The 25,865-nt window shown below is 68.4% G+C and carries 22 protein-coding genes; 12 read left to right on the forward strand and 10 right to left on the reverse strand.

Annotated elements, in window-relative coordinates; genetic code table 11:
* The first annotated feature begins 154 nt into the window (after positions 1 to 154).
* The 6 genes from FPV16_RS09195 to FPV16_RS09220 all read left to right on the forward strand — a co-directional run bounded on the left by FPV16_RS09195 (position 155) and on the right by FPV16_RS09220 (position 9,719).
* The gene (locus FPV16_RS09195) at positions 155 to 2,695 is read left to right on the forward strand and encodes a cellulose biosynthesis cyclic di-GMP-binding regulatory protein BcsB (protein ID WP_227437907.1); all 2,541 of its coding nucleotides are present in this window, start codon (positions 155 to 157) and stop codon (positions 2,693 to 2,695) included.
* Positions 2,692 to 3,873, forward strand: coding sequence for a glycosyl hydrolase family 8 (locus tag FPV16_RS09200; RefSeq protein WP_227437908.1), 1,182 nt, complete (start codon positions 2,692 to 2,694; stop codon positions 3,871 to 3,873). Before FPV16_RS09195 ends, FPV16_RS09200 begins: the two co-directional genes overlap by 4 nt.
* The gene (locus FPV16_RS09205) at positions 3,858 to 5,894 is read left to right on the forward strand and encodes a hypothetical protein (RefSeq protein ID WP_227437909.1); all 2,037 of its coding nucleotides are present in this window, start codon (positions 3,858 to 3,860) and stop codon (positions 5,892 to 5,894) included. The genes FPV16_RS09200 and FPV16_RS09205 overlap by 16 nt, the downstream gene beginning before the upstream one ends.
* 65 nt (positions 5,895 to 5,959) lie before the next feature.
* A complete protein-coding gene (bcsN, locus tag FPV16_RS09210; protein ID WP_227437910.1) occupies positions 5,960 to 6,895 on the forward strand; it encodes a cellulose biosynthesis protein BcsN in 936 nt (311 codons plus the stop codon).
* 1,103 nt (positions 6,896 to 7,998) lie between these two features.
* Positions 7,999 to 9,042, forward strand: a complete 1,044-nt coding sequence (locus FPV16_RS09215; protein WP_227437911.1) for an LLM class flavin-dependent oxidoreductase — start codon at positions 7,999 to 8,001, stop codon at positions 9,040 to 9,042.
* 119 nt (positions 9,043 to 9,161) lie between these two features.
* Entirely contained in the window at positions 9,162 to 9,719 is a 558-nt protein-coding gene (locus FPV16_RS09220; RefSeq protein WP_227437912.1) for a TetR/AcrR family transcriptional regulator, read from the forward strand.
* Positions 9,720 to 9,730: 11 nt separating this feature from the next.
* Here FPV16_RS09220 and FPV16_RS09225 read toward each other — a convergent pair whose 3' ends face one another.
* Positions 9,731 to 10,894 (reverse strand): dimethylmenaquinone methyltransferase, encoded by a 1,164-nt coding sequence (locus FPV16_RS09225; RefSeq protein WP_227437913.1) that lies wholly within the window; start codon positions 10,892 to 10,894, stop codon positions 9,731 to 9,733.
* Positions 10,895 to 11,374: 480 nt separating this feature from the next.
* Between FPV16_RS09225 and FPV16_RS09230 the strand changes: the two genes are divergently transcribed.
* Both FPV16_RS09230 and FPV16_RS09235 read left to right on the forward strand, forming a co-directional pair.
* A complete protein-coding gene (locus FPV16_RS09230) occupies positions 11,375 to 11,680 on the forward strand; it encodes a NepR family anti-sigma factor (RefSeq protein WP_227437914.1) in 306 nt (101 codons plus the stop codon).
* Entirely contained in the window at positions 11,680 to 12,255 is a 576-nt protein-coding gene (locus FPV16_RS09235) for a sigma-70 family RNA polymerase sigma factor (RefSeq protein WP_227438002.1), read from the forward strand. The genes FPV16_RS09230 and FPV16_RS09235 overlap by 1 nt, the downstream gene beginning before the upstream one ends.
* A gap of 57 nt (positions 12,256 to 12,312) precedes the next feature.
* Here the strand turns inward: FPV16_RS09235 and FPV16_RS09240 are convergent, their stop codons facing one another.
* From FPV16_RS09240 to argH, 3 genes are all read right to left on the reverse strand, one after another.
* The gene (locus FPV16_RS09240; protein WP_227437915.1) at positions 12,313 to 12,978 is read right to left on the reverse strand and encodes an invasion associated locus b family protein; all 666 of its coding nucleotides are present in this window, start codon (positions 12,976 to 12,978) and stop codon (positions 12,313 to 12,315) included.
* 207 nt (positions 12,979 to 13,185) lie between these two features.
* The gene (locus FPV16_RS09245) at positions 13,186 to 13,527 is read right to left on the reverse strand and encodes a hypothetical protein (RefSeq protein WP_227437916.1); all 342 of its coding nucleotides are present in this window, start codon (positions 13,525 to 13,527) and stop codon (positions 13,186 to 13,188) included.
* 148 nt (positions 13,528 to 13,675) lie between these two features.
* Positions 13,676 to 15,073, reverse strand: coding sequence for an argininosuccinate lyase (gene argH / locus FPV16_RS09250; RefSeq protein WP_227437917.1), 1,398 nt, complete (start codon positions 15,071 to 15,073; stop codon positions 13,676 to 13,678).
* Positions 15,074 to 15,127: 54 nt separating this feature from the next.
* Here argH and tlpA point away from each other — a divergent pair, with 54 nt between their 5' ends.
* The 3 genes from tlpA to FPV16_RS09265 all read left to right on the forward strand — a co-directional run bounded on the left by tlpA (position 15,128) and on the right by FPV16_RS09265 (position 17,717).
* Complete coding sequence (gene tlpA / locus FPV16_RS09255) at positions 15,128 to 15,769, forward strand: thiol:disulfide interchange protein TlpA (RefSeq protein ID WP_227438003.1); 642 nt, start codon at positions 15,128 to 15,130, stop codon at positions 15,767 to 15,769.
* 43 nt (positions 15,770 to 15,812) lie between these two features.
* The gene (locus FPV16_RS09260) at positions 15,813 to 16,997 is read left to right on the forward strand and encodes a YncE family protein (RefSeq protein ID WP_227437918.1); all 1,185 of its coding nucleotides are present in this window, start codon (positions 15,813 to 15,815) and stop codon (positions 16,995 to 16,997) included.
* 489 nt (positions 16,998 to 17,486) lie between these two features.
* Complete coding sequence (locus FPV16_RS09265) at positions 17,487 to 17,717, forward strand: hypothetical protein (protein ID WP_227437919.1); 231 nt, start codon at positions 17,487 to 17,489, stop codon at positions 17,715 to 17,717.
* Between the two features lie 10 nt (positions 17,718 to 17,727).
* On the opposite strand, the gene murJ is transcribed toward FPV16_RS09265, so the two are convergent.
* Complete coding sequence (gene murJ, locus FPV16_RS09270; RefSeq protein ID WP_227437920.1) at positions 17,728 to 19,257, reverse strand: murein biosynthesis integral membrane protein MurJ; 1,530 nt, start codon at positions 19,255 to 19,257, stop codon at positions 17,728 to 17,730.
* 174 nt (positions 19,258 to 19,431) lie between these two features.
* Positions 19,432 to 20,031 carry a superoxide dismutase gene (locus FPV16_RS09275; protein WP_227437921.1) on the reverse strand — a complete coding sequence of 200 codons (600 nt, stop codon included), beginning with the start codon at positions 20,029 to 20,031 and terminating at the stop codon, positions 19,432 to 19,434.
* A 236-nt stretch (positions 20,032 to 20,267) separates the two neighbouring features.
* On the opposite strand from FPV16_RS09275, the gene FPV16_RS09280 reads away from it, so the two are divergent.
* Positions 20,268 to 21,212 (forward strand): hypothetical protein, encoded by a 945-nt coding sequence (locus tag FPV16_RS09280; RefSeq protein ID WP_227437922.1) that lies wholly within the window; start codon positions 20,268 to 20,270, stop codon positions 21,210 to 21,212.
* 7 nt (positions 21,213 to 21,219) lie between these two features.
* On the opposite strand, the gene FPV16_RS09285 is transcribed toward FPV16_RS09280, so the two are convergent.
* The 4 genes from FPV16_RS09285 to FPV16_RS09300 all read right to left on the reverse strand — a co-directional run bounded on the left by FPV16_RS09285 (position 21,220) and on the right by FPV16_RS09300 (position 25,612).
* Positions 21,220 to 22,950, reverse strand: coding sequence for an HWE histidine kinase domain-containing protein (locus FPV16_RS09285; RefSeq protein WP_227437923.1), 1,731 nt, complete (start codon positions 22,948 to 22,950; stop codon positions 21,220 to 21,222).
* Positions 22,951 to 23,131: 181 nt separating this feature from the next.
* Entirely contained in the window at positions 23,132 to 23,869 is a 738-nt protein-coding gene (trmB, locus tag FPV16_RS09290) for a tRNA (guanine(46)-N(7))-methyltransferase TrmB (RefSeq protein WP_227437924.1), read from the reverse strand.
* A gap of 3 nt (positions 23,870 to 23,872) precedes the next feature.
* Positions 23,873 to 25,051, reverse strand: a complete 1,179-nt coding sequence (gene metK, locus FPV16_RS09295) for a methionine adenosyltransferase (protein WP_227437925.1) — start codon at positions 25,049 to 25,051, stop codon at positions 23,873 to 23,875.
* Positions 25,052 to 25,189: 138 nt separating this feature from the next.
* A complete protein-coding gene (locus FPV16_RS09300; protein WP_227437926.1) occupies positions 25,190 to 25,612 on the reverse strand; it encodes a helix-turn-helix domain-containing protein in 423 nt (140 codons plus the stop codon).
* Between the last annotated feature and the right edge of the window lie 253 nt (positions 25,613 to 25,865).

The raw sequence follows: 25,865 nt of genomic DNA on the forward strand, positions 1-25,865 counted from the left end.
GTCAGGGAGCGAGCCGCATTCCCGGCAGCGAGGCCGCCACGGACTGGGTCCGGCTGATGCTGGAATTCGAGAACGACCGCCTTCTCGAAGGATCCGGAAAACCGGCGAACCGTGGGGCCAACGATCCATTGGTGCGGACGTGAGGGAGATCGCCATGCAGTCCGTCCGCGTCCTCGCCTGCCTCACTGCCCTCGGTCTCGTCGTGCCGACGCCGGCGAGCCAGGCCCAGAGCTTTCTCGGATCGGGGCCGACCGAGCGTTTCTCGGTTCCTCCCGTCGGCGATGCCATGCGCCGGCCCGATGCCCCACCGCCGCCGCCGCCCCGCGCCAGCGCCCCGCCGGAGGAGGCCCGGCGTGACGCGCCCGCCGCCAGGATCGCCCCGGCGCGGCGTCTGGCGGCCACCACCGACGGGTTCCGGATGGAGGGCGAGGAGGCGACGCTGCGCTTCCCCGTCTATCTGACGGAAGCGCAGACGCGGGGCCGCCCGCGCCTGCGCATCTCCTACCTGTCGGCGATCTCGGTGGCACCGGAAGCCTCGGAACTGAGCGTGAGCGTCAACGGCGCGGTGGTCGGCCGCACCAGCATCCAGGCGCCGGGCGCGGTGAAGGTGGTGGAGTTCGAGGTCCCCGAGGGGAGCCTCAAGCTCGGCTACAATTCCGTCTCCCTGCAGGCGAGCCAGCGCCACCGGGTCGATTGCTCGCTCAACGCCACCTACGAACTCTGGACGCAGATCGACCCGTCGCGCTCCGGGCTCGTGATCGCGCCGGTCGCGGCCGCCAGCCTCGAACTCAAGGATCTTCCCGCCCTCGAACCCGACGACAGCGGTGCCCTGCCGGTCCGGGTGGTGGCGAACGACAAGCCGAACCTGCCCCGTCTCGAGCGCATGATCCACGCCGTGGAAGCGGTGGGCCTCATCGGCCGCATCGCTCGCCCCGTGGTCGAGTTCGGCCCGCCCATGACCGGCCGGGCCGGCCTCAACCTCATCGTCGGGACGGCGGCGGAACTGCGGGAGATGCCCGATCTCGAATCGATCGGCGCCACCGGCGGGCCGAGGCTGGTGGTCCTGCCGCCGCGCCCGGACCGGGCGCCGACCCTCGTCGTCAGCGGCACTAGCTATGCCGAGATCGAGGAGGCCATCGCATCCCTGGCGCGGGGAGGCGAAGTCTACGGCACCCCCGCCGGCCTGAAGGCCGCGTCCCTGGCGCGCGGCACGGTCATGGAGGGGGACGAGACGGTCTCGCTGCAGAGCCTCGGCGTCTCGACCCGCGAATTCTCGGGGCGGCTCCTGCGCACCGCCTTCGACGTCTACCTGCCGGCGGATTTCCTGCCCGCCGACTACGGCAAGGTCATGCTGGATCTGGCAGGCGCCTACGCGTCCGGCCTGACCTCGGAAGCCCGCATCCTCGTGGATCTCAACGGCAGCAATGCCGCCAGCGTGCCCCTGGCCCAGACCCGTGGCGAGGTGTTCGAAAACAACACGATCCCGCTGCCCCTCGCGAGATGGCGTCCGGGCCTCAACCGGGTCGCGATCATGGCCCAGGTTCCCACCCCGGCGGACGAGACCTGCGGACTCAACGCCACGGATTCGAAGCGGGAGCGCTTCCTGATCCTCGACCGCGCGAGCCTGTCGATCCCCACTCTGGCGCGTGCGGCCAGGATCCCGGACCTTGCCGCGACGACGAGCGGAGCCCTGGCCTTCGTCAAGTCCGAGCGGCGCCCGCGCCTCGTCCTGCCGACCCTCGATAAGGACACGGTGGCCGCCGCCGCGACCCTCGCCGCCAGGCTGGCGGGCGCCGCCGGGCGGATGATCGATTTCGAGCTCGCCGGTGACCTGCAGGGCGGCTCCTCCGGGCCGACCCTGGTCGTCGGCCCAGTGCGCTCCCTGTCTCCCTCGACCCTGTCGGGGCTCGGCCTCGACCCGGAGCAGATCAAGTCGATCTGGCAGGCGCGGGCGGAGACGGCGCGGGCGCCCGGTCAATCGGGCTCGGTGCCGGCGCCGACTCTGGACCGGCTTCGCCGCAACCTGCCGCCGCGCTGCAGCCTGCCCGAACTGATCCTGCGCGCGGCGCCGGTCTCGATCCCCTCCGCGGCCCCTCCCGCCGAGACGCGGCGCACCCCCCAGGCCAGGCTGTCGGACGGTGATCTCGTGACCAAGTGGGACGAGACCCTGCGCACGCGCCATCCCATCCTCGAGGCGGCGGACGGCATGGTCGAGCGGGCCGGCGCCTTGGTCGGCACCCTCGTCGGCGATCCCCGCGCGTTGTTCAGCGCGGCGCCATCGACGCCGGCCACCGTCACCGTCCCCCCCGGCGCCAGCCTGCTCATGGCCCAGGGCTTTCCCTCGAAGGCGGCGGTGCAGAGCGGCTTCGACGGGTCGGTGACGGTGGTCACCGCCCCCAACGCCCTCCTGCTCAAGGCCTCGACGGCCTGCCTCGTGGATCCCGAGGTCTGGTCGCGGATCGACGGGCGCTTCGCGTTCCTCGATGCGTCCGACGGCTCCCTCGAGACGGTGGGGCCACGGAACGTCGATCTCATCGAGACGAAGACCCGCTCCCTCTCTAACATCCGCCTCGTCACCGCCGGCTGGCTCTCGATGAACCCGGCGATCTACGTGGCTCTCACCCTCGGCCTCGCCCTGGTCCTCGGCCTGGCGACGACATCGCTGGTGCGCAATATCGGCCGGAAGAACGGATGACCCGCACCATGCTTCCCATCCTCGGCCTGGTGCTCGGCGCCGCTCTGGCCGCCGCGGGCCCCTGGATCGGTCCCGCGAGGGCGCAGGACGGCGCCTCGCCGGTCCCGCCCGCCACCGCGATCCCCGGCGCCCCCAGCGCGAAAGGCGATGCCATGCCCGGAGCCTCCAGGGCGACGGCCCTCGTCGACTCCCTGAAGAACCCCGATGTCTGGCGCTCCTACCGGTCCCGCTTCATCACCGAGGCCGGCCGGGTGGTGGACACCGCCAACGGCATGATCAGCCACAGCGAAGGGCAGGGCTACGGCATGCTCCTCGCCGTGGCCGCCAATGACCGGGTCACTTTCGAACGGCTGTGGGGATGGACCCGCGCCAACCTGATGGTCCGCTCCGACGAGCTGATGGCCTGGCGCTGGGAGCCCGGCAAACGGCCGGCCGTGGCCGATCTGAACAATGCCTCCGATGGCGATGTCCTCGTCGCCTGGGCGCTCACGGAGGCGGCCGAGGCCTGGGACGAGCCCTCGTACCGGGTGGCCGCGCGGCGCATGGCCGTGGAGGTGGCGCGCAAGACCATCCTGTTCAAGGATAAGAATGGGGCCCTGCTGTTGCCGGCGGTCTCCGGCTTCTCCGCCGCGGAGCGCGCGGACGGGCCGCTGATCAACCTCTCCTACTGGGTGTTCCCGGCCTTCGCCCGTCTCCCCATCGTGGCCCCCGAATTCGACTGGACGGCCCTGACCGCCAGCGGCCTCAACCTGATCCGCCGCTCCCGCTTCGGCACGGCGAAACTGCCAACCGAGTGGATTTCCCTCAAAGGAGAAGAACCGCGTCCGGCGGACGGCTTCCCGCCGCTGTTTTCTTACAACGCCATCCGCATCCCGCTCTACATGGTCTGGGCGGGGGTCGGGCGCCCGGCCGATTACGAGCCTTTCGTCGCCCTCTGGTCGGGGCCCGACCGCGAGCGTCTGCCCATCGTCGATACCGCCGACGGCCGGACGGTCGAGTCCTTGAGCGAGAGCGGCTACACTGCTCTCTCGGCGCTGCTCCTGTGCGACCGGAAGGGCACGCCTCTGCCCGACGGGTTCGGACGGCCACAGGCCGGCGAGAACTATTACCCGACGACGCTGCACCTCCTGTCGATGGTGGCACTGCAGATGAGGAACCTGTCATGTCCGGCACGGTGATCCGCGTGAGGGAACGGCCGGCCACCGCCTCTGCGACGGGGCGCGCGCGACGGCTGGCGCTGCTGTGCGGCGCCTCTCTCGCCGGTTTGTGTCTCGTCACTCCGGTGGCGGCGCAGACCGAGAACCCGGACGAGGCGGCGCGGGCGCCCGCGATCATCGCCGCGCCCGGCAGTTCCGGCGCCGCCGGCATGGTCGACGAGAGCGCTCTGCGCTACTACGCATCGCAGAAGCAGACGGCACGGATGAAGGCCGAGGCCGCCCGGCTGAAACAGCTCTATCCCGGCTGGGTCGAGCCCACCGACCTCGACACCCTTCAGCCGAGCCCGCCGGAAGAGGCGCCGCTCTGGGACCTGTTCACCGCCGGGCGTTTCGACGACCTCGATGCGGCGATCGCGGCCCGGCGCGCGGCGGACCCGAACTGGCGCCCGTCCGACGAACTGTCGCGCAAGCTCCTGCGGGCCAGCTTCCGCAGCCGCCTGAAGGCCCTGACCTCCGCGCGCAAGACGGCGGACATCGTGGCCCTCTACCGGGCCGACCCCTCCGCCCTCGATCCCAGCGACGTGGAGAGCTACTGGACGACGGCGGAGGCCCTGGCCTCCGAGGGGGGCACCGCCGAGGCCTTGGCCCTCTACAAGTCCGTGCTCGACACCAGCAACGACACCGGCGTGCGTCTCGCGACCATCCAGAAGGCGATGTCGACCCTGCCGATGGCCATGGCGGAGAAGCTCGTCGCCATGGGGCGCAGCGATGCCGAGGGAGGTTCCGAGTTCAAGGCGATTGCCAACGACATCACCCGCGCCCGCATCGTCGCCGATCTCCACGGCGCTCCGGCCCAGGAGCCGAGCCCGGCGGACATGGCCGCGTTCCAGACCTATGCCCGCGCCTCCGGCGATTCGAGCCAGACCGGATTGCTCGGCTGGTACACCTACAACCACCGTCAGTTCCGGGCGGCCCTCGACTGGTTCAAGCTCGCGATCAGCCGTGGCGGCGATGCCATGATCGCCCACGGCCTCGCCCATACCCTGCGCGAACTCGGGATGCTGCGCGAGGCCGAAGAGGTCGCCTATGCGTGGCGGGACAAGTATGTCGGCAACAGCATCCTGTTCATCGACCTGATGGGCCGCAAGCTTACCCAGGCCAATCCGAGCTTCATCGACCTCGACCGGATCAACCGCTACGCCAAGGTGACCCTGGCCACGGCATCGGGGGAGGGGGCCGAGGCGCTGGGCTGGTACGCCTACAATTCCTGCCAGTTCGAGGCCGCCCTGGAGTGGTTTCAGCACGCGGTGGCCTGGCTCCCGAGCGAATCCGCCGTGACCGGCTACGCCCTGTCGCTGCAGCGCCTCAAGCGGAAGCCTGACTACCTGACCCTCGTCAACCGCTATGACGGCCTGTTCCCGAAGGTGGTGGACCTGCTGTTCCGCGAGGGACCGGCCGGACCGCCCCTGGCTTGCGCGGCCACCGCGGACGCCTCCCCGCCCCAGGGCGCGCGCCCGGCACCGGGCGCTGCTCCCGCCTCCGCCCCGGCCCCGGCTGCCCGGAACACCGCCGCCTATGGCCGGGTGCCCAAACCGGATTCGTCGGGGGACGGCCAGGCCAAGCCCCTGCCGGTCCAGCGCAGCGAGTTCCCCCTCGCTGTGCCGGCGGAGAATCCCCTGCGCTACGCTCCCCCGTCCCTGGCGCGGGTGGTCGCCGATCGGCAGGACGGGGCCTTCTTGGCCGAGCCGCCCGCATCGAAGACCATGCCGCTGGTGGCGCGCCGGGTCTCCGGAGCGGGGCCGATGCCCTATGAGAGCTATGGCTTCAACCTGATGCCGGGCTATGACGGTTCCGAGCGGCCCTCCACCCTGTCGGAGCCGGGCGAGGGCACCCTATGGCGAGCGCAGCAGGCCGCGCGAACCCGTGCCCCTCAGGAACGGGCGGCGTCGGAGACGGACCGCTTCACCTTGCCGAATTCGCAGGCCGTCAACCGCGGCTACGATAACCCCGACACCGCGCCGAGCTCGATGCAACGTCCATGATCCGCTCCAATCGGTCCGCAGCCGCCCCGCGATCCGGCGTTTTCGCCGCCATGATCTTGCTGCCGTTGGCATTCACGACGCAGGCGGCCCAGGCGGAGTCCGTGGTCGAGATCCCCGGCGCGGGCCGCGTCGCGGATGTGGCGCAGACCGCGTTTCGCGATGGCTACGCCCAGCGCGTCACCTATGCCGGGGGGGCGCGCAACTACGCCGAGATCAGCGTTCGCAACGGCACCGATACGGGCGCTCGCTTCGGCCCGACCCTCTCCATGGGAAAGCCGACCCGTCTCGGTATCGCCGCGGAACTCCTGGCGCGATTCCCCGGGGAAAGCATGCGCGTCTCCACCGTGCCGAAGCGGAACGCCTACGGCCCCGTCGGCCTCGCGGTGGGCAGCAACTGCCTCTACGCTTGGCAATGGATCGACCTCGGTCCACGCTCCGGTGGGCGATCGGCTCCCGACAGCCTGTTCGGCGGCAGTACCGAGCGCGCGGCCTCCCTCCGGGTCAGCCTGTGCCGGACGGCCACCGCGACCCTGGCGGATCTCGTCTCCGGCATCGAACGCATGCACCTCTCCATCGGCGCCGGACGTGATGGCGGCGGCGCGCGCGTGTCGACGCGTCCAGCACCGAAGACGCGGCGCGAGCGGCCCTCGGCCCAGGCCGCGAAGGGGGTCGAGAAACCGGCGAAGGCGGATCCGCAGCCCCCGGGATCCATGGAGCGGCCGAGCGCGCGAACCCAGAAGGCCGAGGACAACCGGCGCGCGCCACTCTCGCCGAGCCTGGAGCGCAGCGTCCCGACTGTTCCACAGCCCGCCGCCGGCACCGCCACCGTGCCCCTGCCGGCCGGTCCCGCCTCCGGGGCACCGCGGTACATTACTGATACCGCGCCTGCCCTCGCGCCTACGGTTCCCGTCGCCGCACCCAAACCTGCGCCCAGAAGCGTGGAGACGGAAGACCGTCTGTCCCCCGACCTGCCTCTGCGAGCCTATCGTCCGCCGCCGTAATAGTCATTGCGGCCCTCGGATTGTTCCGCGCCCCGTATCCACGGGCAATGCCATCCCGACGACCTCTCGCTGCGTGATATCGGCGGGCCTGAACCGATGGTTCTCCATTCGAAGTGCGCGCGAATACATTTTTGGCAGATCGCTTCGTCCTGGTAATGGCGTTCGGTCGGCCGCTTGCTGTGCCGGTCGTGTTTATAGTGATAAAGTGAGTATTAAATATTTGTGCTATATGTTTGTTTATGAACAAATGATCGCGTGTAACCGGTAAAGGTCTCGTGGTGCCGGTGGTGATCCGATGATAAGAGTGGTGAATTAGCTTCATTCTGAGGGGTCGCTATACACCTTCACAGTGCATAATGTTTGTATTCAACCTCGCCGCGCAGCATCGCCGGACCTTTAAAAGGTTATGGAATGGTATATGAATTGCTGACATTTAGTCGGTAATTTAGCGTCGGGGCGATATTGGCCATGCAGCATTTTGACAAGGGACATTTGCCCGAGCCGGGCCGTCATTATGTCGATCACTTGGCCAACCAGCTCGTCTTGATCTGTCGAATCGTCATGGAAGCCGTTTTGATCGGAGCAATAGTGTTTGGAATTCTGTCTTTTGTTTGAGTGAAGCCCGATTATTGATATATATTATTATAATGCGATGATTTTTCATTGCTGTAAGAGATGTGATACTTGTCCGCATGTTGATCGCATTCTGATTGATCGTTGGGCGACTGTTGTACTTCTTGTGAAGAGCAGGAGGCGTCGCTGGCCCGCGGGCGAGGGCTGGGGAAACATTCGTCCGCAAAAGCACTGAAATTCAAAAAACTGTTTCCTTGCGAACTCGCAACTCATCTCGCTAAGACATGGCACATCCACGTGATCCCTCAATCGACGGGTTGATGATCCGCAGTCGAGACCAAGCTTTTGTCCTGGCCTGAGCTGGGTGTCGTTCCGCGCCGGACTGCTTTTCCCGATCTGGAGACGATGATGACCGACGTCACGCCGCGCGCCGGGCCGCGCGCCGATTGGCCGCCGCCGGTCCACGCCTTCGTCCGCTGGTGCGACCGGCGTTCAACGACCTCGCCGGTCGAACGGGTGAGGCGAGGCCGATGAGTGACGCACCCCGCTTCGGGATCTGGGCGGCCGTCCACGGCTCGCGCGCGTCCCACCACGATCCGGACGAGCCGGACGATGCCAGCTGGACCCGCAACCGGGCCCTGGTGCTGGAGGCCGAGGCGCTCGGCTTCGACGCGGTCCTGGTGGCCCAGCACACGGCGAACCCTTACGACGACGAGCGCGACCAGCTGGAAGCCTGGACGGCCTCCGCTGCGCTCGCCGCCCTGACCCGTCGCATCGAGATCATCGCGGCGATCAAGCCAGGGCTCTACCATCCGGTCGTGCTCGCCAAGATGGCCTTGCAGATCGAGCATGTGAGCGAGGGCCGCTTCGCCCTCAACCTCGTGAATGCCTGGAACAAGGCCGAGTTCGAGCGGGCGGGCCTGCCCTTCCCGGCCCATGACGAACGCTACGCCTATGGCCAGGAATGGATCGGCCTCGTCGACCGCCTGATGCGCGGCGAGCGCGTCACCCATGCGGGCCGGCATTTCCAGGTCGAGGATTACCAGTTGCGCCCGACTGGGACCTTCCGACCGCGGCCGACGATCTATCTCGGCGGCGAATCCGAGCCGGCCCGCGCCCTGGCGGCGGAGCGGGCGGATGTGTGGTTTATCAACGGACAGCCCCTCGACGACGTCAAAGCCCTGATCGCGGACGTCGCGCGCCGGCCCGCCGCCAACGCGCCGCTGCGCTACGGCCTCTCGGCCTTCGTGATCGCCCGCGGGACGGATGCCGAGGCGCAGGCCGAGCATACCCGGCTCCTGGCCCTGGCCCGGCGCGACGAGGGGCTACGGAATGCCACGAGAGCCCGGACCGACGCGGCGAGCGTGATGTTCGCCAAGACCGATGCGGCGGCGACCCACCATGTTGGAACCAATGGCGGCACGGCGGCCGGGCTCGTGGGCAGCTACGAGACCGTCGCCGCGCGCATCCGCGCCTTCCATGACGCCGGCATCGACCTGTTCATGCTGCAGTTCCAGCCGTTCGAGGCCGAGATGCGGCGCTTCGCCGAGCAGATCCTGCCCCGCGTGCGGTAAGTCCGGGGGACGGCGGGTGAGGTCGACTCTCATCGTCCGCCCCGGGGGGGTGTCACGATGTCTCTTTTGCATGAGGCCGATCATCTATATATCGGGAGGTCAAGCAGGAGGATCTCACGATGCCGAAGGTGTCACAGGCGCAGGCCAAGCTGAACCGGGAGCGGGTCGTCGAGGTCGCCGCTGCTCTGTTCCGCGAGCGCGGACTGCACGGCGTCGGCGTCGCCGATATTATGGCCTCGGCGGGTCTGACGCATGGCGGCTTCTACGGCCAGTTCGCCAGCAAGGAGGCGCTGGCGGTCGAGGCGTTCGACCTCGCCGCCAACCAGAACTGGCGCCCCGACGATCTCGACGGGTGGATGGCCCAATACCTGACCCTCGGGCACGTTCGAAATCCAGGCGTCGGCTGTCCGCTGGCGGCGCTGGTCAATGACGTGTCGCGCGAAGCACCCGGTTCTCCGCTGCGGGTGCGGTTCCTCCACGGTGCCCGCGACCTGATCGAGCGCATGACCGGCCTGCTTCCCACGGCCCTGGCGAAGCGGCGGCGGCAGCGAGCGCTGGCGAGCCTGTCGCTCATGATCGGAGCTGTCGCCCTGGCCCGCGCCATCGACGACGACGAGCTCAGCGAGGACGTGCTGGCGGCGGCCCGCGGCGTCCTCACCACGGGCAAGGTCGGCTGACGAGGCGCGGTTCAGCCCTTCCAGGCCTTGAGCGCCGCGAAGGGGCTGGAAGCCGGATCGGGCTGCGGCGGGTTGAGCACCGGCTCGACCTGGGAGACGGCATCGGCCAGGGAGAAGGCTGATCCGGCATTCAGCTTGCCGCCGGCCGCATCCTTGTGGCCGCCGCCGCGGAACTTGCGGGCACCGTCCAGCGCCGTCTCGTTGTTCGAGCGGAACGACAGCGAGCCCGTGCGCTGGACATTGACCACGCGGGTCGCCCTGCCCCCCTCCATCACGAGGTCGGAGACGCGCTGGAACATGCCGGAATCGAGGCCGAAGGACAGCATCGTCCCATCCGAGAGCCGGTGGAACAGGGCATCCGACCGGGCCAGCGCCCGGGCCATCCGCATGCGGGTGGAGAGGGCTGGGTCGTCCTGGGGCTCGTCGACCAGGAGCGCATCCACGAGACGCCGCCGGGTCGCGGCGATCTCGGCCTCGACGCGGGCCGGCGATGCGCCCTCGCGCAACAGGGCGGAGACCGCCTGCAGCAACGCGCTGATGAAGCGGTCATGCCAGGGATGGCCCACGGGGATCAGGGTCGCGACGTTGTCCCAGAAGATCTCGTCCAGGGCGAGGCCGCCCCGGAAGGTCGGGCGCTCCTTCTTCCACAGGTCGAGGGCGTCGACGGCGGCCACCAGGGTCTCGAGTTCCTCGGTCGTCTCGCCCTCCACCTCACGCGAGGCGTAGAGTTCGCGATGCTCGTAGGCGAGGCGGGTGGCGCAGCGGTCCTCGTCGATGAGGACGACCACGTTCGGGTCGGAGAGTTCGACCTTGGTGAGGCCGGGTCTCTCCGGCACGAGCGCAAGGGTGAGGCCCTGCTCGCGCAGCTGATCGAGGGACGAGGCATGGTGGTCGAGCACGATCAGCCGGTGCCGCGTAGCCTCGTCGCGACGCAGGTTCATGGCCGCGAACCGGGTGATGAACGTGACGGCGACGGCCTCCAGGCCGAGATCCGTCATGATCAGGCATTCGGGCGCCTGGGCGCGCGAGAGCCGCTTCAGTTCCGCATCGACCACCGGGCCGACATCGGCATAGCGCGGGATATGGACGATCCGCGACACGTCGAGGAAGGCACCGACGATGGTCGAGGCTCCGTAGCCGTCGAGGTCGTGGTGGGTCAGCTGGGTGACGGTCAAGATTCGTCCTCGTGGCTCGGGTCGTCTCCTCGCCTTATGGGGCAGACGGACGGCCTCGGCGAGCCATACCACCGGCGATCGGGTGAAATTCCCCGGCGGCAGGTTACGCCGCGCGACGCGGTCTCTGCGTTTCCTGCCGGGTGAGCGCCTGTCTGGCTTGGCAAGCGGCTGGAGCATGCAGGCGCGGACTTCGCGGGCTTTCGCGCTCACGCTTCGAGGACAACGCGATCCAGCCAGTTGTCCTCTTCACATTACACGCAGGGGGTACCGTCTTCGTTCAGCCGCTGTCCAGCTTCGCAAATGTAATGTCGATCAACGGCTCAGCTTGTCCGCGCATGACATGTGAAAAGAACCTCGATCGACGATGCGATTTCGAGGAGCGACGCTGCTTTTGCAAGCTTAAAGGTTTCTGAATACATTTTTCAGAACGCGTTAAAGCGCTCGTCACTAGGACCGAAACCGACATAACGGTGGAGAGCCATGACGATCGACGCCAGCGATATCCACAGCCCTTTCGAGGTGCTGGACGCGGGGAAGCGGGTCTCCGGCTCCCACGCCGCCGGCGGCGAAGCCTCGTCTCCCGAAACGGGAGACTTGGTCTGCCCCGCCGCGACCGGGGGACGAGCCGGCATGGACCGAGTCGGCATGGACACGGAGTCCCGCCGCCGGATCGGCCGGAACCTCCGCCTTCTCTACGGCGACGTCCTCAATCTGCCGCTGCCCGACCGGTTCGAGGCCCTCCTCACCGAACTCTCGGCCAAGCCTGCTTCGCGGGAGACCTCATGATGACCAGCTTCCTCCATCCTGTCGGAACGCCCGCCGGCGCCGATTCCGAGATGCGCGATCTGCTGCTCGGCGCGATCCCGGCCCTCAGGGCTTTCGCCTATTCGCTGACCTACGATCTCGACCGCAGCGACGACCTAGTTCAGGACACGCTGGTGCGGGCCTGGACCAAGGCGGACAGCTTCGCTCGCGGCACGAACCTTACGGCGTGGCTGTTCACCATCCTGCGCAATCTGTTCTATTCCGAGCAGCGCAAGCGGAAGCGCGAGGTCGAGGATGCCGACGGGGCCCATGCGGCGCGGCTGACCAGCCTGCCCGAGCAGGAGATCCGGGTGGAGATGCGCGAGTTCCAGGCCGCCCTCGACCTCCTGCCGCTCAGCCAGCGCGAGGCCCTCGTTCTCGTGGGCGCGCAGAGCTTCACCTACGAGGAGGCCGCCGAGATCTGCGGCGTCGCCGTGGGGACGATGAAGAGCCGTGTCAGCCGCGCCCGTGGCCGGCTGATCGAGACCCTGGGCATGAACGGCACCGAGGATATCGGGGCCGATGCGCTCACGCGGGCGGCGCTGGGCGGCCCCTGACGCCGTCGCTTCGGCTTCACCTGAAGGCGACCGCTCCGGATCGCGGAGTGGTCGCCTTTACTTGCACTCCTCGCGGGCGCGCTTCATCGCGTCACCGAATCCCGCCAGCGCGTAGTCGTCGCTGGTGGAGGTGCCGCGCATGGACACCGTCTTGACCTGGACCTTGGCCAGCTTGGCCATCTCGCCCACGAGGCGGGCCTCCTCGGATGGGTTCTGCAGCCAGGCGTTCTCGTCCTTCACCACCAAGCCGTATTGCGAGCTGCCGAGGCTCAGGGTCGGATCGGAGGCGGCGGTGGCGTTGGCCTTCGCCTGGCTGGCGGCGGGCTTGGGCGGGAAGCCGAACATCACCGCGACCTCGTTCTGGACGTTGTCGCCCTTGCGGATGGTCACGAACAGGTAGGCGGTATCGCGCTTGAGGGTTTTCGGCGTGCGGGCCTGGGGCTGGGCGATGGCATAGCAGGTGCGCGACTTGCCCTGTCCGTTGGCGAAGACGTTCCAGTCCCCGAAGATCGCCACCGGAGTCGCCTGCTGCATGCCCGGAGCGCTCACCGCCTTCCTCTTCTCCCGTCCGCGTCCCCGGGATTTCGCCGGAGCCTCGGTCTCGGCGACGGCCTCCTGCTGCGCCATGGCCGGCGAGGGGCCGGCGAGATGGGCTGGGCTGAGGATCGGCAGGACAGCCGCCGTGGCGCTGACGACGAGAAGGCGGCGGAGGGGATGCAGCATCGTGTTCAGGTTCTCGAATACGAAAGAAAGGCCGCCGGCAGCGCGCGCGGCGGACCTGCGTCGTCAGCGGCGGACCAGCGGCGTTCGTCGTGGTATCGACACATGCCGTAAAATTGTGCGGAATTGCGGCGGGATCCCATCATGCGCATCCCGTCGAGCCGGATCGAGCATCGGGTCCGCTCGATGAGCCCCGCATGCCCGGACGGTTCAGGCCGGGTGCGCCTCCGGTCCGAAGGTTGATCCGGCGAGGATGGCACCCATCGCCACCTCTACCTGCGGCGGCTCGGCGATTGCCACGCCAGCCGTCGACAGATCGGCGATGGAGGCGGCCACATGCGGTGCGGTGGCGGTGGCTTCCATCACGTCACGGACGGGCAGGGCGCGGGGCTTCGGGTCGTTGTAAGGCGTGTTGTAGCATTTGCGGATCGATGCCCAGAACGCCGCCCGGTCGGCCTCCGGCAGGCGGGCGAGAACGGAATCGATCACGGTGGTGGCTTGCGCCGCGAGGGCGGCGGTCTCTTCGGGGTTCATCCAACTCTCGACGGGCATCGACATCTCCGGCGTGCTTGGTCCGAGTTCTCAGCAGGTTTAGCAAAAGTGGTCACCGGCTTCGCGTCCTCAAACCTGTTTAGGCAGGATCACATAGCTCGACCGTGAACGCATCCGCTCCGGCCGAGCTTTTTTGTCGCCCTGTGAATCACGCTGCTGCGGAGGGCGCGTCGAGCAGTGTCAGCCAGCGCGTGGCCTGAGCCCTGACGTTGTCCGGCGCGGTGCCGCCATAGCTGGTGCGGCTGGAGACGGAGTTCTCCACGCCCAGCACCGCGTAGACCGCGTCGGTGATCCTGGGCTCCGCCTCCTGCATCTCGGAGAGGGACAGTTCCTCCAGCCCGATCCCCTTGGCGGAGGCGGCGCCGACGAGGCGGCCGGTGACGTGGTGCGCTTCGCGGAACGGCAGGCCGAGTTCGCGCACCAGCCAGTCGGCGAGGTCCGTGGCGGTGGCATAGCCGGAGCCGGCGGCGCGGGCGAGCACGTCGGCATTGGGCTCCAGATCGCGCACCATGCCGGTCATGGCGGCAAGACACAGGGAGAGCGCCTGGAGCGCGTCGAACGTGCCCTCCTTGTCCTCCTGCATGTCCTTCGAATAGGCCAGCGGCAGGCCCTTCATCACGATGAGCAGGCCGGTGAGCGCGCCGATGACGCGGCCGGATTTGGCGCGCACGAGCTCGGCCGCATCCGGGTTGCGCTTCTGCGGCATGATCGACGAGCCGGTGGTGTAGCCGTCCGACAGGCGCACGAAGTTGAACTGGGCCGAGGTCCAGACCACGAGTTCCTCGGCGAAGCGCGACAGGTGCACGGCGCAGATCGAGGCGGCGGCGAGCGATTCCAGGGCGAAGTCGCGGTCGGCCACCGAGTCGAGGGAGTTGGCGGTGGGCCGGTCGAACCCGAGGGCCGCTGCCGTGGCGTGACGATCGATGGGGAAGGAGGTGCCGGCGAGTGCCGCGGCTCCGAGCGGGCATTCGTTGAGCCGCGCGCGGGCATCGCGGAACCGGCCACGGTCGCGGGCCAGCATTTCGACATAGGCGAGGCAATGGTGCCCGAAGGTGACGGGCTGGGCCGATTGCAGATGGGTGAAGCCCGGCATCACGGTTGCTGCATGGGCGAGTGCCTTCTCGGCCAGGGCCCGCTGCAGGCCGGCGGCCTGCTCGTCGAGGCTGTCGATGGTGTCGCGCACCCAGAGCTTCATGTCGGTGGCGACCTGGTCGTTGCGCGAACGGGCCGTGTGCAGGCGCCCGGCGGTGGGGCCGACGATCTCGGTGAGCCGGCTCTCGACGGACATGTGGATGTCCTCGAGCTCGCGCTTGAACACGAAGCCGCCGCCCTCGATTTCCGCGCGCACGGCCTTGAGACCGTCCTCGATCGCCGCCACATCGGCCGATGGCAGGATGCCTGACTTGCCCAGCATCGCCACATGCGCCAGCGAGCCGCGGATGTCCTGGGGTGCGAGGCGCTTGTCGAATCCGATGGAGGCGTTGATCTCCTCCATGATCTCGGCGGGGCCGCTCGCGAAGCGCCCGCCCCACATCCGGTTGCTCATGTCGACACTGTTCCTCTCGGCCGCCCCATCCACCCGTCGGGCGACGCAACGATGATGCCCGGAGCCAAGGCGACCCTGGCTGCGGGAGCCGTCGTCGCCGTCCTGATCGCGGGCGGTCTCGCCGTATACGGGACGCGTCCGACCGGCGGCAACAGCGAGACGGTGGCCGAACCGTGCCGTGGCGCTGTCGAGACGATCGCCCGCATCGCCCCCCAGGCAAGCGGCGAGGTGGCGGCCATGGAAGTCTCCAAGGTTCCGCGCGCCGCACCGGACCTCGTGTTCAAGGGGCCGGACGGCGCCGACCGGACCCTCGCCCAGTTGCAGGGGCGGCTCGCGCTGGTGAACCTGTGGGCGACATGGTGCGCCCCCTGCAAGGCCGAGATGCCGGCCCTCGACCGGCTCGAGCAGACGCTGGGGGGGACGGACTTCACCGTCGCCGCGATCAACGTCGATACGCGCAATCTCGAGAAGCCGCCGCAATGGCTGAAGGAGAATGGGATCACGAACCTCGCCTATTATTCCGATCCCGGCGGGCGGGTGCTGCCGGCCATGCAGAAGGCGACCGGTTCGCTCGGCCTGCCCACGACGATGCTGGTGGACGCCAAGGGCTGTATCCTCGGCGTCATGAAGGGACCGGCGGATTGGGGCAGCGAGGATGCGAAACGGCTGATACGCAGGGCCCTCGGCCGTGACTGAACCCGGCATTTCAACGCGCGACCGCCGGCTGGGAGGAAGAACCATGCGCCTGTTCGGATGTCTTCTGGCGGGGCTGCTCGGCCTGGCGCCCGCCTGCGCCGCCGAGGCCCCGGCCTATCTCCTGGTCGGGCTCGACGGAAAGACCTTCTTCCTGCCCGAGGGCGGCCGGAACGGCCCCAATGGCCGCGATGCGCTGGCCATCGTCGATGTGAGCGACGAGGCCCGCCCCCGCCTCGCCCATGTCCTGCCGCTCGACAATGGCTTGCCCCTCGACAATTCGGTCTATGGGCCACCTACCAACCTGCAGATCACCCCGGACGGACGGCTCGGACTGGTGGCGAGCTCCGTGCTCATGCGGCAGGAGGGCGAGGCCTGGTACGCCCAGGCGGACGACCGGCTCCACGTGATCGATCTCCTCGCCGATCCTCCGCGTCTGGTGGAGACGATCCGCGTCGGGCGCCAGCCCTCGGGCCTCGCCATCGCGCGGACGGGAAATGTCGCCCTCGTCGCCAACCGTGAGGGCCGCAGCGTCACAATCCTGTCGATCACGGGGACGAGCGTGCGCGCGGTGTCCACTGTGGATGTGGGCGACGAGGCGGCGGCGGTGGCCATCGCTCCGGACGGACGCCGCGCGTTCGTCGCCAAGAACAAGGCCGCCAAGGTGGGTGTCCTCGCCCTCGACGGCACCCAGGCCAGCTACGATCCGACCCTCGACCTTCCCGTCGGCCCCGGCATCTATGGGTTGGAGGTCACGCCCGACGGGCGTTTGGCGCTGACTGCCAATACCGGGCCTGAGCCCAGCGACGGCCATGCCGACAGCGTCAGCGTGATCCGGGCCGATGCGCCGCGCCCGGTGGTGATCGACCATCTTGGCATCGGCGACACGCCCGAAACCCTGGCGATTTCGCCCGATGGCCGGCATGCGGCGGTGGCCGTGGTGCGCGGATCGAGCGCTCCGGCGAGCGGCCCCGGCTATACTCCCACCGGAACGATGACGCTGCTTACCATCGATCCGTCGGGGCTCGTTCGGCCCACGGGACAGTCCGAGGCGGGGGCGGTGACGCAGGGCATCGCCTTCAGTCCCTCGGGCGCGCACGTCTATATCGGCAATTACGTGGACCGGACCATCGGCGTCTACCGCATCGAGGGAGACGCGGTTCACGATACGGGGTTCAGGCTGAGCCTGCCGGGCCAGCCAGCCTCGATGCGGGGGCGGGCAGGGCAGTAACGTCGAGGGCCAGTGGGCTCGAGTTTCTCAGCGGATGCTCATGCCAACGTCGCTCATCCGCCAAAGTCGATCATCCCAGCAGACCGCCTCATCCTGGAGGTGCCCTTTGCTTGAGCAAAGGCCTTTGACGGAGCGCTCCAGACACCAGAGCGATCCCTGGAAGCCTCCTTCGAGGCCGCTACGCGGCGCCTCACGATGAGGAAAACGCTTTGGGACAACAACGCAAACAGGATCAAAGACTAGCGCAGCCGGACCACCTTGCCGGCCTGAACTGATCCGGCAGACCAGTGGATCGGACGAGATTAATCCCTGTATCGATGGCAATTTAATTCTGGAACTTCCGCGATTTAACGCCGGTTTCGGGTTTCGATGCCAGGTGAGGCACGCAAGCTGGAATCACAGGCCATGCGAGCGTGCCGGCGATACGATGCGGAGAGGATGATGCAGGGACGATACAAGGGTTCGGCGCGAACAGGACGCACTCTTCGGGTGCTTGCCGCCATTCTCGGCCTGTCGTTCCTTATCCTGCCCGAGGCTCGGGCCGCCGTCACCGGAACGGGGGGCGGACCTGAGACCACCGTCACGGCGCCTCATACGTCGACCACGGGCCAGACCGTTCCGCCGGGTGCGGCCGGCGCCCCCATCGTCGATCCCAATGAACGGACCGAGCGGCAGAAGCGGCTGGACCGCGTCCTGAACGGGATCTGCCAGGGCTGCTGATCCGAGAGGATCAAGCCCGGCGCAAGCGCAGGCCGAAGGCCCGCAGGGTCCCCAGCAGCAGGGCGGCGTAGACGAGGGCCCCGACGATCCCGAGAAGCCCGAGCACCACGATCTCGCGGAAATGCGGCAGGGCCGGCACCGAGCGCTCCACGATCGGAAGGCCGTAGATCGCCGTTGCGGCGAGAGCGGCGCAGGCGACGACCACGCCGATGACGGTGATGCCAAGGCCCCGGCTCGGTGCCGTCCAGCCCCGGCGCCACGCGAGCCCCACGAGCAGCGCAAGGTTGAGCCACTGGCCGATGGCAGTGGCCAGCGCCAGGCCGGTCACGCCGTAAGGCCCGGTGAGCACGATCTTGAGCGCAACGTTGAGGGCGATGGAGGCGAGTGATGCGATGAGCGGCGTCATCGTGTCCTGGCGCGCATAGAAGCTCGCCACCGCGCTGCGCACCAGCACCACCGCGGGCAAAGCGAGGCCGTAGGCGGCGAGCACCGAGGCGGCGCGGGCGGCATCCTCGGCGCCGAAGGCGCCGCGCTGGAACAGGGCCGTCATCATCAGGCCGGGCAGGGTGAGGAAGGCGATGGTGAAGGGGGCCGACAGGGCGAGCGAGAAGCCCGCCGCCCGGTTCTGCGCCGCATGCGCACCCACGACATCACCCTTGGCGATCCGCCGGCTCATCTCGGGGAGCAGCACCGTCCCCGCCGCGATGGCAATGACGCCGAAGGGCAGCTGGTAGAGCCGGTCGGCGTAGTAGAGGGCCGAGACCGCGCCGGTGGGCAGGAAGCTCGCGATGATCGTGTCGGCAAAGGAGGCGATCTGGAACCCGGCCGCGCCGATCACCGCCGGACCGAGCACCTTGAAGAACCGCGTCATTGCCGGATCACGCAGGGTCGGCGCGCCGAGCGCCGGCGCGATGTCCGCGCGCCGGCAGGCGAGCCAGACGAGGCCGAATTGCAGCACGCCGGAGACCGAAACGCCCCAGGCGGCGGCGTAGGCGGCGTTCGGGAAGAACCCCGCCAGCGCCAGGGCCACCAGCATCGAGAGGTTGAGGAGGACCGGGGCGCCGGCCGCCACGGCGAAGCGGCGGTGGGCATTGAGGATGCCCGACAGCAACGTCACCAGGGTGATGAAGAGGAGGTAGGGAAAGGTGATCCGCGTCAGCGCGACGGCGAGATCGAAGCGGAGGGGATCGTCCGAGAAGCCGGGCGCCAGGGCACGCACCACCCACGGCATCGCCGACCAGGCGAGGGCCAGCAGGACGATCTGCGTCAGCAGCAGCAGGGTGAAGACGCGGGTGGCAAAACGCCGGGCCGCGCCCGCCTCGCCGGTCTCGGACAGGCCGGCATAGGCTGGTACGAAGGCGGTGTTGAACGCCCCCTCGCCGAAGATCGCCCGGAAATGGTTTGGCAGCCGGAAGGCGACGACGAAGGCATCGGCCACCGGCCCCGCCCCGAGCACGGCCGCCATCACCACGTCGCGAGCAAAGCCGGTGACGCGGGAGACCAGCGTCCAGCCGCCGACGGAGAGGATGCTGCGGATCATGCGAATCGATCGGAGAGAGGGAAACGGAAGGCTTCGTCGATATGCGTTCCCCCTCCCCACAAGGAGGGAGGAGAGCCGCGCTGCGACGGTCTCGTCAGGCCCCGATGGATGCCGGCGGCTCCGCACGACAACGCCGCGAGTCGCGAGACCCGCGGCGCGACAGGAACCGAGACGTTACTTCGAGGCTTCGCCGTAGAGCTTCTCGACGTATTCCCAGTTCACCAAGTTCTCGATGAACGCCTTGAGGTAGTCGGGGCGGCGGTTGCGGTAGTCGATGTAGTAGGAGTGCTCCCACACGTCGACGCCGAGGATCGGCTTGGCACCGTGCACCAGTGGGTTCTCACCGTTGGGGGTCTTCAGGATCGCGAGCTTGCCGTCCTTGACCGCGAGCCAGGCCCAGCCCGAGCCGAACTGGCCGACGCCCGCCTGGATGAAATCCGCCTTGAATTTGTCTAAGCCGCCGAGATCCTCGTCGATCTTCGCGGCCAGGGCCGCCGGGGCCGCACCGCCGCCGTTGGGCTTCATCCAGTTCCAGAAGTGGAGGTGGTTGAAGTGCTGGCCGGCATTGTTGAACAGCGGCTGGTTGGTGCCGTAGGACGCCGTGACGATCTCCTCGACGGTCTTGCCTTCGAGACCCGTGCCTTCGAGCAGCTTGTTGCCGGTATCGACATAGGCCTTGTGGTGCTTGTCGTGGTGGAACTCGAGGGTCTCCTTCGACATGTAGGGGCCGAGCGCGTCGTAGGCGTAGGGCAGTTCGGGCAGGGTGAAGGTCATAGGCAGGTCTCCCGGGTCTGATGGCGCAGGGGTGAGGCTCGCTCCGAGGGATGCGAGGGGCTCACCGTCCGCTCTCCAACGCGTTCGTACCTAAGTCGGTCCTCCTCCAAGGGCAACGGGAGTCCGGCATCGAAGGGCGTGGGGGGATTTTCCTGGAGGTCGATTTTGCAAAACCCGGACCGGGCCTTACTGTGCGCGCCGCACTTCTGATGTGCGGGCGTTGGTTAGAGAGTTCCATGATCCTCGCGCTGTTCGCGCTCGCCGTCGTCATGATCGTCGGTGGCATCGCCTCCGTCGTCCAGGGCTTTCCCTATGTCAGGCTGGAAAGCGGTTGGACGATGACCATCGCGGGCGCCGCCACGGCGTCGTCCGGCGCGCTCCTCCTCGGTCTGGCCGTGGTGGCCACCTACCTGAAGCGCCTGGAGCGGGTCCTGCTGGAGCAGGGAGCTGGGCTCGGCGTCGATCCGTCGGTATTCGAGGCACGGGGGCGGATCGAGCCGCCGGGGCTCGACACGGCCGATGCGGCGGAGGAGCCGGTCTCCCCCGGGCGGCAGCGCCCGAGCGCGGTCGGGCTCGCCGAACCGAGGCTCGCGTCGCCGCCGCATTTTGCCGACGAGGCCCCGCTCGGCAGCGACCCGGCATCGCCGCTTCTGCCGGATCTCCTGCCCGAACCGCCGCCTCCCCCCGTCGAGGACGCCCGGCAGAATCAGCTCCGCGCAGTCGAGCCCGATGCCGAGGCCGCACCGGCGCGCCGGATCAAGCCGAACAAGCCGCCTCGGGCGGTCAAGCCGACGGCCATGGTCGATACGGTCATCCCGGCACCCGAGCCCGTCCCCCCGGTCGTGGAGGCACCCCCCGCGCCTGTCGCGCTGCCCCCGGCGCCGCCTCGCGAGGCCGATCGCGAAGAGCCCCTGGGACTGAGATCGTCGGTCGTCGATGAGCCGGAGACTGTGCCGAGCCCGGCACCGCCCGAGGAAGCCGATCCTGCTGCGAGCCTCCTTAAGGGCGGTCTTGCCGTGGTGGGCACCTACGCGTCCGGGGGCAACACCTACGTGATGTACTCGAACGGCTCCATCGAGGCGGATACGCCGCGCGGTCAGTTCACCTTCGATTCCCTCGATGAGCTCAAGGCCTTCGTCGAGGCGGGCGGCGAGGAGGGCGCCGCCCGCGGAGCGGCGTGAAGCTCCGTCAGGCCAGCGGGTTCAGTCCTTCGGTCCGGGCGGGAAGCGGCGCCGTCATGGTCAGGCGAAACCCTTCGGGGGGATAGCTCGCCGCGATGTCGGCGCTGACCTGCGCCGTGAGCACCCGCTGCAGCAGGCGTGAGCCGAAGCCCTGACGCGTCGGCGGTCGCACCGGCGGCCCATCGGATTCCGACCAGGCGAGATGCAGGGTTTTCCCGGCCGCATCCTCGGTGACGTTCCAGACGATGGCGACCCGGCCCTCCTGCGTCGAGAGCGCGCCGTGCTTTGCCGCGTTGGTGGTCAGTTCGTGGATCGCCATGCCGATGGGAACCGCGATTTCGGAAGTGAGATCCACCGGCGGCCCGTCGAGGACGATCCGCCTCGCCCCCGGACCGTCCGACGCGCCGTCGCCATAGGGTCTGAGCTCGTTCTCGAGGAGGTTGCGCAGGGACGCGGTCTGCCAGGTATCCTCGGTGAGGACCGAATGGGTGTGGGCGAGCGACATGATCCGCCCGACGAAGGCCTCGTAGAAACTCTCGATGCTGGACGCCGTCCGGGCCGTGGAGCCGACGATGGCCTGGACGGTGGCCAGAGTGTTCTTCACCCGGTGGTGCAACTCGCGGATCAGCAGGGCCTGCCGTTCCTCGGCGATCCTGCGTTCGGTCACGTCGGCGACGACGCCGATGAGCCTGCGGGGGAGACGATCGGGGGCGTCGCTTTCGAAGCGCCCGGCCATGTCGATGATGCGCCACGCGCCGTCATGCGCGCGCTGGATGCGGCCGCTGGCCTGCAGGGTGGAATCTTCGCGCAAGGCCGTCGAGATCGCCCGGCGGAACGCGGGGCGGTCGTCGGGATGGAGGACGGTGCTGAGGAACTCGCGCTTGCCGAGAGCCCCCTCTTCGGAACGACGCCCGAAGATCGCGAACATGCGCTCGTTCTCCCAGACGGCCTGATCGTCGAGCATATGCCATTCGAAGATGCCGAGTTCGGCCAGCGACGTGGCGATGCGCAGGCGCTCCTCGCTCTCGCGCAGGGCGTCGCGCGCCTCCACCCGCGTCGTCACGTCCTGCAGCACACCCACCACGATTCCGGATCGGTCGCCCACGGCACCGATCGCCTGCCCCCTCGCGCTGATCCGGATCTCGATGTCGTCGCCCGCGCGACGCAGGCGGGCCTCGATGGCGAAGGGGGTGCCGTCGCGCATCGCCGCACGAGCGGTCGCCTTCACCCTCTCCACCTCGGGCGCCTCCATCAGGCCGGCGACCTGCGGCCAGGTCAGTAACGTACCGGGAGGGAAACCGAGGATATGGGCTGCCCGCCGCGACACCCTGAGGAGCCCGTCCGCGAGATCGATCCGCCATTCTCCGAGCCCGGCGGCGGTGAGGGCGGCGCGGTTCTCCTCCGAGCGCACGATGTCGTCGGCATCGGCCCGTTCGACCACCAAGGTGCGGAGGGCGCCGGTATCGGATGAGGGCGATGTCCGGATGCGGACGTCGACGGGGCTCCCGCTCGCGGTGCCCCAGCTCCGGATGCCAGCGGAGAGCAGGTCGGGACCGTCTCCGAGCACCGTCACGGGCCGCCCCGTCAGGCTCCCCGCCTCGTATCCGAGGAGGTTTGTCAGGAACGGGTTGGCGTCGAGGATGCGCTCCGTGCCGCAATCGAGGATGACGAGTCCGATTCCGGCCTCATCGAAGCTGCGCCGATAGGGGTCGGCCTGGGGACGCGCATCCCCCAGCACTGGCGATCCTGGATCAGATCCGCTGCCCACTCCGCAACCTCATTCGGCGGCGCCCCGGACTCGTATGGGGCATCATCGCTCGACCCGGTAGCCCCGGATGCTCATTGCCCCGGCATCTGAGGTCGCAACGCTCTGCGCCGCAAGGGCTTACGACGAAAAAGCCGTGCCGGAACGCACCCGCTCAGCCCAGCCGGCGGAACTCCAGGTAGGTCGGGCCACGGCCGGCCGCGATCGCCTTGGCCTCGTAGCGGGTGCCCGGCCATTCCGGGAAGGGGCGCTTCCAGTCGGTGACGGCTTCGGCAGTCCAGCTGAGGGCGTCGCATCGCGCGGCCCGCACCAGGGTCCAGCCGGCATAATCGTCGATGTCGCTGGCAAAGCGGAAGACGCCGCCGGGCCTCAGGACCCGGGCGATCTCAGACAGCGTCTCGTCCGAGACGAATCGCCGCTTGCGCTGGCGGCGCTTGGGCCAGGGATCGGGATAGAGCAGGTAGACGCGGGCGAGGCTCGCATCGGGAATGGCGGCGAGGAGCTGGGTGGCGTCCTCGTCCCAGATCCGGACATTGTCGAGGTCGCCGTCATCGACGGCCCACAGCAGCTTGACGACGCCGTTGACGAAAGGCTCCGCGCCGATGATGCCGACCTGCGGGTGACGCGTGGCCTGGGCGGCGAGATGCTCGCCGCCGCCGAACCCGATCTCGAGCCAGACCTCGTCCACCGGATTCGGGAAAAGTCCGGGCAGGTCGAGCCGCGCCCCCTCGGTCGGCAGCGCGACGCGCAGGAGCGGCAACAGGTCGGCCAGCCGCTGTTCCTGTCCGGCCCGCAGGCGTTTGCCCTTGCGCCGGCCGTAGAAGGCACGGTCCGCGCCCTCGATTGCCGTCCCGCCCTCGTTGGGCGGGAGATCATCCCGCCCGTTCTCCACGGGTCAGGACAGGGCCGACTTGAGGGTGTCGGCGAGATCGATGCGCTCCCACGAGAAGCCGCCGTCATCCTCGGGCTTGCGGCCGAAATGGCCGTAGGCGGAGGTGCGGGCGTAGATCGGCTTGTTGAGGCCAAGGGCGATGCGGATGCCGCGGGGTGAGAGGTCGAGGGCATCCATCAGCACGGTTTCGAGCTTGGCCTCGTCGACGGTCCCGGTGCCGTGCAGGTCCACGTAGATCGAGAGCGGCTTGGCGACGCCGATGGCGTAGGCGAGCTGGATCGTCGCGCGGGTGGCGAGGCCGGCGGCCACGACGTTCTTGGCGAGGTAGCGCGCGGCGTAGGCCGCCGAGCGGTCGACCTTGGTCGGATCCTTGCCGGAGAATGCGCCGCCGCCGTGCGGTGCCGCGCCGCCATAAGTGTCGACGATGATCTTGCGGCCGGTCAGGCCGGCATCCCCGTCCGGCCCGCCGATGACGAACTTCCCGGTGGGGTTGACGTGCCAGACGGTCTCCTCGCCGACCCAGCCCTGGGGCAGGGCCGCCAGGATGTAGGGCTCGACGATGGCGCGCACGTCGGCGGAATCGAGGGTTTCGTCGATGTGCTGGGTGGAGAGCACGATCTGGGTGATGCCGACCGGGCGGCCGTTCTCGTAGCGGACGGTGACCTGGCTCTTGGCGTCGGGGCCGAGCTTGGCCGCATCGCCCTGCTTCGCCTTGCGGGCGTCGGCCAGATCCTTGAGAATCTTGTGGGCGTAGTAGATCGGCGCCGGCATCAGCTCCGGCGTCTCGTCCGAGGCGTAGCCGAACATGATGCCCTGGTCGCCGGCACCCTCGTCCTTGTTGCCGGAAGAATCCACGCCCTGCGCGATATCGGCGGACTGGGCGTGCAGGTGGATGGCGATGTCGTTGTTCTTCCAGTGGAAGCCCGACTGCTCGTAGCCGATGTCCTTCACCGCTTCGCGGGTGAGGTGCTCCAGGTGCTCGAAGGTGACGGAATCCGGGCCGCGCACCTCGCCCGCGATGACGATGCGGTTGGTGGTGGCCAGGGTCTCGACCCCGAGGCGGGCTTCCGGCATCGCGGCGATATAGGCATCGACGATGGTGTCCGAGATCCGGTCACAGACCTTGTCCGGATGGCCTTCGGAGACCGACTCGCTGGTGAACAGGTAGTTGGAACGCGGCATCTGAGGCCCCCCGTTTCGGGTTCGCCTCGGCAGCGTTCGACCCGGTCTTCGGAACGGAGAGCTTCTGGCACTCCCTCCCCAGGCGGTCAAGATGACAAACCGAACGTATCCGCTAAAACGAACGAATCATACTTTAGATCATCCGTTCAGCTTTTCGTCCAGGGCATGGATGGCGGCTGCGAACTCGCGGCGGTTGGCGTCCGAGAAATGCTCTGTCACGTGCTTGGCGACGACATCGACGAGACCGCTCCACGGAGCCAGCGCTCCGTCCTGGGGCACGAAGGTCTGCTGGGGCGGCTCGCTCAGACCACGGAGCGGGGCGTCGTCGCTACGGTCCATGCCATCGAAGAAGTAATCGATCGGCATCCCGGTCATGCGACTCAGAATCTCGAGATGGATCGCGCTGATGCGGTTGATGCCCTTCTCGTACTTCTGAAGTTGTGCCGCAGACATGCCGAAACTCTGGGCGACACGTTTCTGGGTCAGGGCCGATCTCTTCCTTTGCTCGGCGATGCGCATGCCGACATGGACATCGCGTGCATCGGTCTTTTGCCCAGCCATGTCAGATCCCGTCCAGTCTCATGAGCCTTGTCGCGCACCTTGCCCTTGGACAGATCCTCGACGCTCATGGCTCTTATGGTTGCTGTTTCTTCCACGTTCCCCTGCTCAACCCAACCCGAAAAAGACGGCACGGCCGTACTATTCCACGCCCTTGCCGGGCACGGAGCCCGGGGAAGGGACGATCGGTCGAGGATGGGGTGGTGGTGGCGTCCCCGGCAGGTCTCGAACCTGCGACCCCAGGTTTCATCCCACT

The sequence above is a fragment of the Methylobacterium sp. W2 genome, assembly GCF_020662345.1.
Classification (GTDB): domain Bacteria; phylum Pseudomonadota; class Alphaproteobacteria; order Rhizobiales; family Beijerinckiaceae; genus Methylobacterium.